General features: G+C 70.2%; 14 protein-coding genes. 8 read left to right on the top strand and 6 right to left on the bottom strand.

The genetic code is table 11. From position 1 onward, the window contains the following. Nucleotides 1-134: 134 nt before the first annotated feature. The gene (locus R2K23_RS05970) at nt 135-662 is read right to left on the bottom strand and encodes a general stress protein (RefSeq protein WP_316515151.1); all 528 of its coding nucleotides are present in this window, start codon (nt 660-662) and stop codon (nt 135-137) included. A gap of 136 nt (nt 663-798) precedes the next feature. Between R2K23_RS05970 and R2K23_RS05965 the strand changes: the two genes are divergently transcribed. Both R2K23_RS05965 and R2K23_RS05960 read left to right on the top strand, forming a co-directional pair. Further along, the gene (locus R2K23_RS05965) at nt 799-1,161 is read left to right on the top strand and encodes a DUF4190 domain-containing protein (RefSeq protein WP_316515149.1); all 363 of its coding nucleotides are present in this window, start codon (nt 799-801) and stop codon (nt 1,159-1,161) included. 4 nt (nt 1,162-1,165) lie between these two features. Next, entirely contained in the window at nt 1,166-1,717 is a 552-nt protein-coding gene (locus R2K23_RS05960; protein WP_316515148.1) for a DUF4190 domain-containing protein, read from the top strand. Between the two features lie 22 nt (nt 1,718-1,739). Here the strand turns inward: R2K23_RS05960 and R2K23_RS05955 are convergent, their stop codons facing one another. Further along, nucleotides 1,740-2,723: an HpcH/HpaI aldolase/citrate lyase family protein gene (locus tag R2K23_RS05955; protein ID WP_316515146.1), complete on the bottom strand. Its 984-nt coding sequence runs from the start codon at nt 2,721-2,723 to the stop codon at nt 1,740-1,742. A gap of 24 nt (nt 2,724-2,747) precedes the next feature. Between R2K23_RS05955 and R2K23_RS05950 the strand changes: the two genes are divergently transcribed. From R2K23_RS05950 to R2K23_RS05935, 4 genes are all read left to right on the top strand, one after another. Beyond that, a complete protein-coding gene (locus R2K23_RS05950) occupies nt 2,748-4,034 on the top strand; it encodes a magnesium transporter MgtE N-terminal domain-containing protein (protein WP_316515144.1) in 1,287 nt (428 codons plus the stop codon). Further along, the gene (locus R2K23_RS05945) at nt 4,031-4,561 is read left to right on the top strand and encodes a DUF1003 domain-containing protein (protein ID WP_316515143.1); all 531 of its coding nucleotides are present in this window, start codon (nt 4,031-4,033) and stop codon (nt 4,559-4,561) included. Before R2K23_RS05950 ends, R2K23_RS05945 begins: the two co-directional genes overlap by 4 nt. A 172-nt stretch (nt 4,562-4,733) precedes the next feature. Next, nucleotides 4,734-5,999 (top strand): lytic transglycosylase domain-containing protein, encoded by a 1,266-nt coding sequence (locus tag R2K23_RS05940; RefSeq protein ID WP_316517083.1) that lies wholly within the window; start codon nt 4,734-4,736, stop codon nt 5,997-5,999. Between the two features lie 72 nt (nt 6,000-6,071). Further along, complete coding sequence (locus tag R2K23_RS05935) at nt 6,072-7,214, top strand: Mrp/NBP35 family ATP-binding protein (protein ID WP_316515141.1); 1,143 nt, start codon at nt 6,072-6,074, stop codon at nt 7,212-7,214. Between the two features lie 25 nt (nt 7,215-7,239). On the opposite strand, the gene tatB is transcribed toward R2K23_RS05935, so the two are convergent. From tatB to sigE, 4 genes are all read right to left on the bottom strand, one after another. Then, the gene (tatB, locus tag R2K23_RS05930; protein WP_316515140.1) at nt 7,240-7,629 is read right to left on the bottom strand and encodes a Sec-independent protein translocase protein TatB; all 390 of its coding nucleotides are present in this window, start codon (nt 7,627-7,629) and stop codon (nt 7,240-7,242) included. Nucleotide 7,630: 1 nt separating this feature from the next. Then, entirely contained in the window at nt 7,631-9,136 is a 1,506-nt protein-coding gene (gene htrA / locus R2K23_RS05925; protein WP_316515138.1) for a serine protease HtrA, read from the bottom strand. Between the two features lie 78 nt (nt 9,137-9,214). Then, complete coding sequence (gene rseA, locus R2K23_RS05920) at nt 9,215-9,622, bottom strand: anti-sigma E factor RseA (protein WP_316515136.1); 408 nt, start codon at nt 9,620-9,622, stop codon at nt 9,215-9,217. 120 nt (nt 9,623-9,742) lie between these two features. Continuing rightward, nucleotides 9,743-10,477, bottom strand: a complete 735-nt coding sequence (gene sigE, locus R2K23_RS05915) for an RNA polymerase sigma factor SigE (protein ID WP_316515134.1) — start codon at nt 10,475-10,477, stop codon at nt 9,743-9,745. 264 nt (nt 10,478-10,741) lie between these two features. Between sigE and R2K23_RS05910 the strand changes: the two genes are divergently transcribed. Further along, nucleotides 10,742-11,407 carry an O-methyltransferase gene (locus tag R2K23_RS05910; RefSeq protein WP_316515131.1) on the top strand — a complete coding sequence of 222 codons (666 nt, stop codon included), beginning with the start codon at nt 10,742-10,744 and terminating at the stop codon, nt 11,405-11,407. A 101-nt stretch (nt 11,408-11,508) separates the two neighbouring features. Beyond that, complete coding sequence (locus tag R2K23_RS05905; protein WP_316515129.1) at nt 11,509-12,162, top strand: TetR/AcrR family transcriptional regulator; 654 nt, start codon at nt 11,509-11,511, stop codon at nt 12,160-12,162. The last annotated feature ends 11 nt before the right edge of the window (nt 12,163-12,173 follow it).

Below are 12,173 nucleotides of genomic sequence, written 5' to 3'. Positions count from 1 at the left end.
CACCAAATGCTCACACCGCCTCTCGCCTCCGCATTTCGGGATACTCCCGCGCGTGAACCGTAGAGGTAGGGCTACGTGACACGCAACACTTGTGGCACGCGCGTCGCAATCCGGGGCGGGGTGACCCGGCGGCTTCAGATCGTCAGACGCGCCAGCAGGTCCCGCCCGCGCTCGGCGTTCTGCGGGTCGCAGAGCACGTCGTAACGTCCGGCCACCAGCTGCATCGTCGAGCTGAAATCCCGGGTGCCACGGGCCATTGCGTAGGGGACGGCCGAGGTGATCAGGCCGAAGAACACACCCGCGACCAGACCCGTCAGCAGCGCCGCCCACGGGTTGGGGCTGAAGAAACCCAACACCAGGCCGATGAAGATACCCAGCCACGCCCCGGTCAGGACGCCCCCGCCCAGCACCTTGGGCCAGGACAAGCGGCCGGTGACCCGCTCCACCTGCATCAGATCGACGCCGACGATCGTCACCTGCTGAACCGGGAACTCTTGATCCGACAGATAGTCGACGGCGCGCTGCGCCTCGGCGTAGGTGGGATAGGAACCGATGGGCCACCCCTTCGGCGGGGTGGGCAGGTTGATCGGCCCACGGCGGCTCGGGCCGGGTTGCGCGGAGCCCGGGCCGGGGGCCGGACCGGGTTGGAACGGACTGGTCATCGGTGCTCATTCTCCTCTGTGGTGCCGTCGATGTCAGCGATTCCGGAGTGTGTCCCGACAACGAGTCGTCGCCGCCAAAGGTGCCGGGCATTCCAGATTCCACCGCACGACCTGCGGATACGCTAGGTTGAACAGCATGACAGCCGCGGACGGCGACCCCCGCCCCGATCCGCACCTGCCCCCGGAGTGGGCACCGGTCAACGTCCCGCCGCCCGGTCACCCGGATCCGGCGGCGCCGGTGGCCGGCTTCGGCTACGGCACCCCGGTCCGATCGGGTACCAACCCGATCGCGGTGGCGGCGCTGGGATCCGCGATCGCCGGTTTTGTCCCGTACTTCGGCGGCGTGCTGTCGATCGTCGGCATCGTGCTCGGTACCGTGGCGCTCAACCAGATCAAGCAGGCCCCGCAGAACGGCTACGGACTGGCGGTCTCCGCCATCGTGGTGGGCGTGGCCACCCTGATCATCGGGCTGATCTGGACCATTTACGCGATGCGATGAGGACATGACGAACCCCGATCCGAACCCCGACGACCCACACTCCGGGGCGTCCCGAAACCCCGCCGACCCGTTCGCGCCGATTGATTACCCCTCGGGCTATCAGGACCCGCCCGCGTATTCACCGCCGCCCCCGCACGCACCGCCCCCGGACTACCCACCGCCCCCACCGGGCTACGGCGCCTATCCGCCGCCGCCGCAGTACCCGGCGCCCCCGGGCCCGCCCGGCTACGGCGGTTACCCCGGTGGCTACGGCGCCCCGTATGACCCCTACGGTCCGCCGGTGCCGATGGAGACCAACAACCTGGCGACGGCCTCGCTGGTGACCTCCGTCGCGGGTGCCCTGCTGAGCCTGTTCTGCTGCCTGGGCGCGTTCCTGCCGATCGTCGGCCTGGTGCTCGGGATCGCCGCGCTCAACCAGATCAAGAACACCCACCAGCAGGGCCGCGGCATGGCCATCGCCGGCATCGTCATCGGGGCGATCACCCTGGCCCTGCTGGTCGTGCTGTTCATGGTGGGCGTCGCCGTCGGCATCTCCGGCGAGAACTGGGCCCCCTAGCCGGAACAGCCCGGCGCGCAGGCTATTCCGGCGGCGTGAACGGCGCCGACTGGCGTTGCATGCCGGCCGCTCGACCCTTGCCGGCGATCACCAGCGCCATCTTGCGGCTGGCCTCGTCGATCATCTCGTCACCGAGCATCACGGCACCGCGCGCGCCACCGGCCAGCGAGGTGTGCCACTCGTAGGCCTCGAGGATCAGCTCGGCGTGGTCGTAGTCGGCCTGCCGCGGGCTGAAGATCTCGTTGCCGGCGGCGATCTGGTCCGGGTGCAGCACCCACTTCCCGTCGTACCCCAGCGCCGCGCAGCGGCCGGCCACCCGACGGAACGCATCCACGTCGCGCACCTTCAGGAAGGGCCCGTCGACGGCGGCGACACCGTGCGTGCGGGCCGCCACCAGGATGGTCATCAGCACGTGGTGGTAGGCGTCGCCCTCGGTGTAGCCCTCGGGCTGCTCCCCGACCACCAGCGTGCGCATGTTGAGGCTCGCCATCAGGTCTGCCGGCCCGAGCACCAGCGCGTGCACCCGCGGATGCGCCGCGATGGCGTTGATGTTGGTCAACCCGCCGGCGTCCTCGATCTGCGCGTCGATCCCGATCTTGCCGACCGGCAGGTCGTGGGCGAGCTCGAGCTGGGTCAGCAGCAGGTCCAGCGCCGTGATGTGGGAGACGTCGGTGACCTTGGGCAGCACCACCACGTCGATGTGCGCGCCGGCCGCGGCCATGACCTCGATGAGGTCGGCGTGGGTCCACGGCGTCGTCCAGTCGTTGACGCGCACGCCCCGCAGCTGGTTTCCCCAACCCGGTTCGGCCAGCGCCGCGGCCACCTCGGTCCGGGCCCGGGCCTTGGCCTCGGGGGCGACCGCGTCCTCCAAATCGAGAAAAACCTGATCGGCGGGCAGGGTCTTGGCCTTGTCGATCATCTTGCGACTGCTGCCGGGTACCGACAGACAGGTCCGCCGCGGACGAACGAGTTGGTCTTCCAGGCCGGGTCGATGCGCACTATTCACGGTTCCACTCCTACCCTTTGACCTATGGCGGCGGTGAACAGGGTGTACGCGGCACGGCTCGCCGGGTTGGTGGTACTCGGGCCCGACGGCGAGTCGGTGGGCCGGGTCCGCGACGTGGTGGTCAGCATCAGCATCGTCCGCCAACAGCCACGCGTCATCGGCCTGGTGGTCGAATTGCCGACGCGCCGAAGGATTTTTGTGCCGATCCTGCGGGTGACCGCCATCGAACCGCACGCCGTCACGCTCACCACCGGCAACGTGTCGCTGCGCCGGTTCGCCCAGCGGCCGGGTGAGGCCCTGGTGCTCGGCCAGGTGCTCGACACCCGGGTGCGGGTCAACGATCCCGAACTCGAGGAGCTGGCCGGCACCGACCTGAACGTCGTTGACCTCGGCATCGAGCAGACCCGGTCCCGCGACTGGCTGGTGACCCGGGTGGCCGTGCGGCACCACCGGCGGCTGGGCCGGCGCAGCAACGTCTACGTGGTGGACTGGCAGAACGTCTCGGGCCTGACCCCCACGGCGCTGTCGATGCCCGGCCAGGGCGTGGCGCAGTTGCTGCACCAGTTCGAGGGCCAACGCCCGATCAAGGTCGCCGACGCGATGCGCGAGCTGCCCCACAAACGCCGGATGGAGGTGGTCAACGCGCTCGACGACGACCGGCTGGCCGACATCCTGCAGGAGCTGTCCCAGGACGAACAGGTCGAGGTGCTGCAGACGTTGGGGACCCGGCGCGCCGTCGACGTCCTGGAGGCCATGGATCCCGACGACGCCGCGGACGTGCTCGGCGAGCTCAACCCGACCGAGGCCGAGCTGCTGTTGGCGCGGATGGACCCCGAGGATTCCGATCCGGTGCGTCGGCTGATGCAGCACTCCCCCGATACCGCCGGGGGGCTCATGACGCCCGAACCCGTGGTGCTGGCCACCGACACCACGGTGGCCGAGGCGCTGGCCCGGGTGCGCGACCCCGACCTGACGCCCGCGCTGGCGTCGCTGGTGTTCGTGGTGCGGCCCCCGACGGCCACCCCGACCGGGCACTACCTCGGCGGTGTGCACCTGCAGCGGCTGCTGCGCGAACCGCCCGCGGCGCTGGTCAGCGGCATCCTCGACGACGACCTGCCCGGCCTCACCCCCGACATGCCGCTGTCGGCGCTGACGCGGTACTTCGCCGCCTACAACCTGGTGTGCGGCCCCGTCGTCGACGACGCCGGCCACCTGCTGGGCGCGGTGACCGTCGACGACGTCCTGGACCACCTGCTGCCGCACGACTGGCGGGCCAGCGCCGACGAACGCGAAATGGATCGCGCGAAGTGAGCAACCGGCTGGACACGCCCCGGGTGTCGCGGCGGCCCCGGTTCAACGTCGACGCCGAGGCCGTCGGCAAGTTCAGCGAATCGATCGCCCGATATCTGGGCACCGGCCGCTACCTGATGTGGCAGACGATTCTCGTGGTCGTCTGGATCGCCCTGAACCTCGGGGCCTTCGCCTGGCAGTGGGATCCGTACCCGTTCATCCTGCTGAACCTGGCCTTCTCCACCCAGGCCGCCTATGCGGCGCCGCTGATCCTGCTTGCCCAGAACCGGCAGGAGAACCGCGACCGGGTGGCGCTGGAGGAGGATCGTCGCCGCGCCCAACAGACCAAGGCCGACACCGAATACCTGGCGCGGGAGCTGGCGGCGCTGCGGCTGGCCGTCGGCGAGGGAGTCACCCGCGACTACTTGCGCAGGGAGCTCGACGAGCTGCGGGAACTGCTGATCGCGCTGCAGACCGCGGCCGGCGAACAGCCCGAGAACTCGAAACCGCGCAAGGGTGATGTCACCGAGCGACGCAGCAACAAATAGCATCGGGACGGATCAGCGTGACCATTGTTGCCACAGAGGCCATAAGACTAGGTATGGTGACCTGGTTCACAAGTCCAAACCCGGACAGATCCAACAGGCCAAGGAAGCCACAGAGGACGGTCGAGTGCGCATAAGGGGCGGCTCGGGTGCACACCCGACCCTGGTGACAGCGCTGAGTTCGGCGCGCAATCGGGTGTCCAGCGCCGCCCGCTCCCCGGCCCTCGGCGTCGCCGTCATCACCCCGTTGGTGCTGGCGGCCGCCGTCGGCGCGTCCGGGCCGGTTCCGGCACCGGCTCCCACCGCGCTGCAAAACACCGACGTGACGCCGATGGTGGCGGTGGCCCCGACGCCGGTGGACACCTCCGGACCCACCGTGGTCGCGGTGGCCCGGCCGGTGACGAGCTTCAACATCGCCTCGGCGGCCATGTCCGCGCCGCCGCCGGCCGCCGTCGTGACCGCCCCTGGAGCGCTTCGCATCCCGTCGATCGCGCTGAGCGCCTACCGCAACGCCGAGTCGATGCTGAACCGCGCGCAGCCCAGCTGCGGCGTCAGCTGGAACCTGCTGGCCGGCATCGGCCGCATCGAGTCCGGACACGCCAACGGCGGCGCCACCGACACCCGCGGCAATCCGGTGAAACCGATCTACGGCCCCGCTCTGGACGGCACCCTGCCCGGCAACGAGATCATCGTGCAGAGCGTGCAGGCCGGCCGCGTCACCTACGCGCGCGCCATGGGACCCATGCAGTTCCTGCCCGGTACCTGGTCGCGCTACGCCTCCGACGGCGACGGTGACGGCGAGGCCGACCCGCAGAACATCTACGACGCCACCCTGGCCGCCGCCCGCTACCTGTGCAGCGGCAACATGAACCTGCGCGACCAGGATCAGGTGCTCACCGCGATCCTTCGCTACAACAACTCGATGGCGTACGCCCGCAACGTCCTGGGTTGGGCGGCGGCCTACGCCACCGGCGTGGCGCCGGTGGACCTACCCCCGATCAACGGACCCATCCCCGCGGTGACCGTGGCCCACGTCAACGCCTTCCAGGGGCTGGGACCCGACATCCCGGGCACGGCCCAAGGCCTGCCGTCCACCGACCCGCTGGCGCGCAACCCGATGCTGGCCCAGACCGACGTCGCCAATCAGCTGCCGGTGCCACCCGGCCCCGAGGCGCTGCCCGGGACGCCGGGCTCGGCGCCTTGCCAGGTGTTCTGCATCAGCGAGAAGCGCACGCCCGCCCCGGCCTCGACCCCACCGGCCCCGGCGCCGTTCAGCCCGCCGTGGATGGCACCCGCACCACCGGCCCCGGGGGCGCCCGCCCCGGCGCCCGCGCCCGGCACGCCGCCGTGGATGGCCCCGGCACCGCCGGCACCGGGCCTGCCCGCGCCGGCGCCCGCTCCCGCGGCGCCGCTGGGACCCGCGCCCGGCCCCGCCGCCTGACCGCGCTTGGCACCGGCCGAAGCAGGCCAGCGGTAGGAGCGCCGTTTTCGGGTCGGCCTAGACTCGTCGGTGATGACTGACAGTCCTGAACTCGTGGCGGCCGTGCGCACTGCACTGGCCAAGGTGATCGACCCGGAACTGCGCCGGCCGATCACCGAACTCGGCATGGTGAAGAACATCGAGGTGGGGGCCGATGCGGCCGTCCACGTCGAGATCTACCTGACCACCGCGGCCTGCCCGAAGAAGGCCGAGATCAGCGACATGGTGACCCGCGCCGCGGCCGACGTCCCCGGCACCGGTCCGGTCCGGGTGAGCCTCGACGTGATGAACGACGAGCAGCGCGCCGAACTGCGCAAGCAGCTGCGCGGCGACGCCGCCGAGCCGGTGATCCCATTCGCCCAGCCGAACTCGCTGACCCGGGTGTACGCGGTCGCGTCCGGCAAGGGCGGCGTCGGCAAGTCCAGCGTGACGGTGAACCTGGCGGCGGCGATGGCCGCTCGGGGCATGTCGGTCGGGCTGGTCGACGCCGACATCTACGGGCACTCCGTGCCGCGGATGATGGGGACCGACGACCGGCCCGTGCAGGTCGACTCGATGATCGTGCCGCCCGTGGCGCACGACGTGAAGGTGATCTCGATCGCCCAGTTCACCCAGGGCAACACCCCGGTGGTGTGGCGCGGGCCGATGCTGCACCGCGCGTTGCAGCAGTTCCTGGCCGACGTGTACTGGGGCGATCTGGATGTGTTGCTGCTCGACCTGCCCCCGGGCACCGGGGACGTGGCCATCTCGGTGGCCCAGCTGATTCCGACCGCCGAGATCCTGGTGGTGACCACCCCGCAGCTCGCGGCGGCCGAGGTCGCCGAGCGCGCGGGGGCCATCGCCCTGCAAACCCGTCAGCGGGTGGTCGGGGTGGTGGAGAACATGTCCGGCCTGGTGTTGCCCGACGGCAGCACGATGGCCGTGTTCGGCGAGGGCGGCGGCCGGCAGGTGGCCGAGAGCCTGTCGCGCTCGGTGGGTGCCGACGTGCCGCTGCTGGGCCAGGTGCCGCTGGACCCGGCGTTGGTGACCGCCGGTGACACCGGGGTGCCGCTGGTGCTGTCGGCGCCGGAGTCGGCGGCCGGCAAGCAGCTGCAGTCGATCGCCGACGCGCTGTCGGCACGCAAGCGCGGGCTGGCCGGCATGTCGCTGGGACTGGACACCGCGCGCCGCGGATAACCCCTGATCGTGCGGGCCGCGCGGCTCAGGTGGCGTCGGGATCGAACTTGGTCGGCTGCTGGGGCTGCGGGGTGGTGGGTGCCGCACTGGGCGGCTGCGGTGCCGTGCCGGATGCGGGCGCGTCGAACTTGCCGGTGAAGATCGAATCATCGCCGTCGAGAAGGTGTTTGGTGATCGCGGCGCGCGGCGTCATGCCCCGCAACTTGTTGAGTTCGCTCAGGGGCTGCCGGAACTCGTCGATCTCGGGGCCGAAGTCCTCCCGCAATTGGGTGGTGGCTCCCGATACGTAATCTCGGGCCTGCCGCAGCGCATTACCGGTCCAGCGGATGGCGCCGGGCAACCGCTCGGGGCCGAGCACCACCAACCCGATGACGACCAGCACCAGCATCTCGGCCCAACCGACGTTGGCGAACATGTCAGGTGTCCGGTTGGGGGGTCACCCGTAGCACGATGTTGCGACCGTCGCGCACGACCTCGATCTCGGCCTCCTCGCCGATCTTGAGCTTGCGCACCGCGACGATCATCTCGTCGGCGTCGGCGACCTTGCGGTCGGCGACTCGAACCACCACGTCGTTCTCCAGCAGCCCGGCCCGTTCCGCGGGGCTGCCCGCCTTGACGTTGGCGACCTGCGCCCCGGAGGCGAGGTCGTTGCTCACCGACCGGGCGCTCAGGCCCAGCGTGGGATGGGCGATCTTGCCGTCCTTGATCAGCGTCTCGGCGGTGAACTTCATCTCGTTGACCGGGATGGCGAAGCCCAGGCCGCTGGCGCTGTCCGACAGCGACTTGCCCGCAGTGTTGATCCCGATGACCTCGGCGTTCATGTTGATCAGCGGACCACCGGAGTTGCCGTGGTTGATCGAGGCGTCGGTCTGGATGGCATCGATCACGGTGTTGGTGTCCGAACCGTCGCCGGACAGCGGCACGGGCCGTTCGAGCGCGCTGACGATGCCGTGGGTGACGGTGCTGCGCAGCCCGAGCGGCGCGCCGGCGGCGATGACTTCCTCGCCGACCTGCACCTTCTCCGAGTCACCCAAGCGGGCCACGGTGAGGTTGTCGACGTTGTCCACCTTGATCACGGCGAGGTCGGTCTTGGGGTCGCGGCCGATGAGGTTGGCGGGCACTTCCTTGCCGTCGTTGAAGACGACCGTCATCTTGTACTGGGCCGGATTGCTGGCCGCCTCGGAGATGACGTGGTTGTTGGTGACGATGTAGCCGCGGCCGTCGATGACGACGCCGGAGCCCTGCGACCCGGACTGGTCACTGACCGCCTCGATGGTGACGACGGAGTCGGCCACCGACCGCGCCACCTCCGCGAACCGGCCGGCCGGTTCCTCGCCGCCGCCACCGCTGGTCTCCAGCGTGATCTTGGAGGTGGTGAAGGCCTCCACGACCTCGGCGGTCCGGCGTCCCAACCAGCCGCCCACCACGCCGATGAGCAGCGCCAACACGGCCAGGACCGCCAGCGCTCGGTAGGCCACCTTGCCGCCGAACAACACATCGCGGACACCGAGCGGTGCGGTGCTGGCCGCGACAGGCTGGTGGGGCTGACGGTCGACGGCCGGGCTGCCCAGGGCCGCCGGGGCCGCGGGGTCACGCCAGGGATCCTCGGGTGCTTCGAGTTCGCCGTTGTCACGCTCGAGCGCGCCCGCGTCGATCGGATGCCGCTGCAGCGAGTCGGCGCCGGCGAATGGGCGACCGAACGCCTCGGCGAGCACGGGGTCGGGCGGCAGGTCGCGCGGCGCGAACTCGTCGTCTTCGCGGAATTTCTTCGACCGCAGGTTCTCCCCGACAAAGGACCCGGACACGCCGGCGGGCCGGCCGAAGGCACGACGGGAGGCGTCATCGACGGGTGGCCGGGAGACGGGACGCGGCGCCAGGCGCGGACCGTTGGACCCCGGCGCGGAGTCTTGGTTAGGGCTCAAGTCATCCTCTTCTGGCGCTCACGGAGCACGGGCTCGCTCGTCCAAGGCCCGGCCGCGGTGGGTCCGGCGTGATCCACCCTACCGGCGGCGCCGCCAGCCGCGGGTGCGGTCGTCAGCCAACTGCTCGTCCAGCGGCCCCACAGCATCGTCGGGTGGCGTCACCGGGGCGTGCGGGATCTGCGACAACGCGGAGAACAACGTGCTGGGCATGTCGATGGGACACGACGATTCGCGCAGCGTCTCGCGGGTCTGCTGCTGCACTTCGACCTCGGCGGCGCACTGGGCGCACAGCGACAGGTGATGCGCGGCCCGCAGGTGCGCGTTCATTCGCAACTCGCCGTCGACGTAGGCGGCCACCGCCTCGATCGACAGATGCTCGGTGGAACCGAACTGTCGGGGCGCGCCGACCGGCGTGTCACTCTGTGAGGCGAAGTGGGCGGGCAGCCACGAGAAGGCCCGGCGGAACAGATGTCCACGCTCGACCATCACTCGCACTCCTCTCCCGTCGACGCGACGGTGCACCCGCCGAACAGATCCACCTCGAATGTAGCGCGCTGCCCGGGCAGCCTGATAGCGATAGCTCACGGCAGGACCGAATTTCGTAGCTCAGGCCGGGTCGGCCGCAGCCTGGTTGGCCGCCAGGTAGTCACGGATCGCGTGCCGGCCGCGGTGGATGCGGCTGCGCACGGTACCGAGCTTGACGCCCAGGGTGGCACCGATCTCCTCGTAGGACAGCCCCTCGATGTCGCACAGCACGACCGCGGCGCGGAACTCCGGCGGCAACGAATCCAGCGCGGCCTGCAGATCCGCGTTGAGCCGGGCGTCGTGGTAGATCTGCTCGGGGTTCGGGTCGTCCGCCGGCACCCGGTCGTAGTCGTCCGGCAACGCCTCCATCCGGATCCGGCTGCGGCGCCGCACCATGTCCAGGAAAAGGTTGGTGGTGATGCGGTGCAACCAACCCTCGAAGGTGCCGGGCTGATAGTTCTGCACCGAGCGGAACACCCGGATGAACGTCTCCTGGGTCAGGTCCTCGGCGTCGTGCTGATTGCCGGAGAGGCGGTAGGCCAGCCGATACACCCGGTCCGCATGCTGACGCACCAACTCGTCCCAGGACGGCATGGTCGCCAGGTCACCGGTTGCGTCGAACACGGCGGTGCCTTGCGGCTCGTCACTGGTCTCAACCCAGCCGGTGGTGTCCTGCGGGAAGTGGGCCATGCTGGTCGGGGCCGTCATTGGGGTGGTCGTGGCATCCTCCTGGTCGTGACTGCGAAGCGAAGGCCGCGCAGCGTTGCCCTCAGCAACATCGAAATGGGCGGGGCTATTCCCAGGGTTGGTACCCATCCAGCGCGCGCCGCATTCCATGGGCATACCGTCGCCGATCGGCGTGTGGCCGGGATATGAGCAAACTGAAGTTTCACTGAGAAAGCCTCCGGACCGCCTCTGGGCTGCGCAGATGGCGCCGTCGACACCCAAAGTTCATCTTTGCTCCGGGAGTGTCGCGCGGCCCGAATCGAGGGCTGGGACCGGGCCGTGACCACCCCGTGACCGGGCCGTAACCGGGCGCGCCTGTTCCCCCCGGCGACGGATTCGCTCTACGCTGCGGGAATGGCCTCTGAAGACGAACCGCGCGGCGCGGCGGCACCCAGTCGCGCCGAGGCGATGCTGGCCCATGCCGAGGGCTCGATATCCGAGGACGCGGTGCTCGCTGCGGCCCGGGAACGCTCCGAGGACACCGGGTCCGGCGCGGTGACGCCGGCCGTCGGGGCACTGCTGAGCCTGCTGGCCCGGCTCTCGGGCGGCAAAGCCGTCGTCGAGGTCGGCACCGGCGTGGGGGTCAGCGGGCTGTGGTTGCTGGCGGGGATGGGCGACGGCGGCGTCCTGACGACCATCGACGTGGAGCCGGAACACCAGCGGCTGGCCAAGCAGGCCTTCAGCGAGGGCGGCATCGGGCCGTCCCGGACCCGGCTGATCAGCGGCCGCGCCCAGGAGGTGCTGACCCGCCTGGCCGACGAGTCCTATGACCTGGTGTTCATCGACGCCGACCCGCGCGACCAGCCCGAATTCGTGGTCGAGGGCGTTCGCCTGCTGCGCTCCGGCGGGGTCATCGTGGTGCATCGTGCCGCCCTCGGCGGGCGGGCCGGCGATCCGGCCGCCAGCGACGCCGAGGTCGCCGCGGTGCGGGAGGCCGCGCGGTTGATCGCCGAGGACGAACGGCTGACGCCGGTGTTGGTGCCGCTCGGCGACGGCATCCTCGCCGCGGCCCGCGACTGACCTTCCCCGGCGGTTTCGGCGGGCTTGCCGGCACGCGTTTGTGACGAAAACCCGACCCAAGCCGTTGACGCCCGGCTGAACAGACGTTTAAGCTATTGAACGTGCGTTCAGCCGATGACCTGACCACCACCGCGCGGATCCGCGACGCGGCCATCGATCAGTTCGGCCGGCACGGGTTCGGCGTGACCGTGCGCGCCATCGCCACCGCGGCCGGCGTCAGTCCCGGCCTGGTCATCCACCACTTCGGTTCGAAGGACGGCCTGCACAAGGCGTGTGACGACCACGTCGCCGCCGTCATCGCTGAGGCCAAGACGGAATCGGTGCGGACCGCGGACCCGGCGGCCTGGCTCGCGGCGATGGACGAAGTCGAGTCCTATGCACCCATCATGGGGTATCTGACGCGCAGCCTCCAAAGCGGCGGGGACCTGGCAAAGGTGTTGTGGCGCCGGATGATCGACAACACCGAGCGATACCTCGAAGAAGGCGTGCGGGCCGGCACCATCAAGGCGAGCCGCGATCCCAAGGGCCGTGCCCACTTTCTCACGATGGCAGGCGGCGGCGGGTTCCTGCTCTACCTCCAGATGCACGACACCCCCGACGATGTGCGGACGGTGCTGCGTGACTACGCGCGGGACATGACCGTGCCCGCCCTCGAGGTCTACACCGAGGGCCTGATGGCCGACCGCACCATGTACGACACCTTCGTCGCCCGACAGGCGGCGGACGCAGAAGCCGCCGACCACCACCACTACTGATGGGATCCGCC

Origin of the sequence: Mycolicibacterium sp. MU0050, assembly GCF_963378085.1 — a bacterium.
Taxonomy (GTDB): Bacteria; Actinomycetota; Actinomycetes; order Mycobacteriales; family Mycobacteriaceae; genus Mycobacterium; species Mycobacterium wendilense.
Note: the sequence above shows the minus strand (reverse complement) of the source record. Positions and strands in the feature narration are given on the sequence as shown.

Coding starts and splice junctions, on each gene's coding strand:
- rseA (WP_316515136.1), bottom strand. CDS start 9,622: ATGGTCGAGCGTGGACATCTGTTCCGCCGGGCCTTCTCGTGGCTGCCC.
- R2K23_RS05960 (WP_316515148.1), top strand. CDS start 1,166: ATGACGAACCCCGATCCGAACCCCGACGACCCACACTCCGGGGCGTCC.
- R2K23_RS05965 (WP_316515149.1), top strand. CDS start 799: ATGACAGCCGCGGACGGCGACCCCCGCCCCGATCCGCACCTGCCCCCG.
- R2K23_RS05970 (WP_316515151.1), bottom strand. CDS start 662: ATGACCAGTCCGTTCCAACCCGGTCCGGCCCCCGGCCCGGGCTCCGCG.
- R2K23_RS05910 (WP_316515131.1), top strand. CDS start 10,742: ATGGCCTCTGAAGACGAACCGCGCGGCGCGGCGGCACCCAGTCGCGCC.
- R2K23_RS05935 (WP_316515141.1), top strand. CDS start 6,072: ATGACTGACAGTCCTGAACTCGTGGCGGCCGTGCGCACTGCACTGGCC.
- R2K23_RS05950 (WP_316515144.1), top strand. CDS start 2,748: ATGGCGGCGGTGAACAGGGTGTACGCGGCACGGCTCGCCGGGTTGGTG.
- sigE (WP_316515134.1), bottom strand. CDS start 10,477: ATGGGTACCAACCCTGGGAATAGCCCCGCCCATTTCGATGTTGCTGAG.
- tatB (WP_316515140.1), bottom strand. CDS start 7,629: ATGTTCGCCAACGTCGGTTGGGCCGAGATGCTGGTGCTGGTCGTCATC.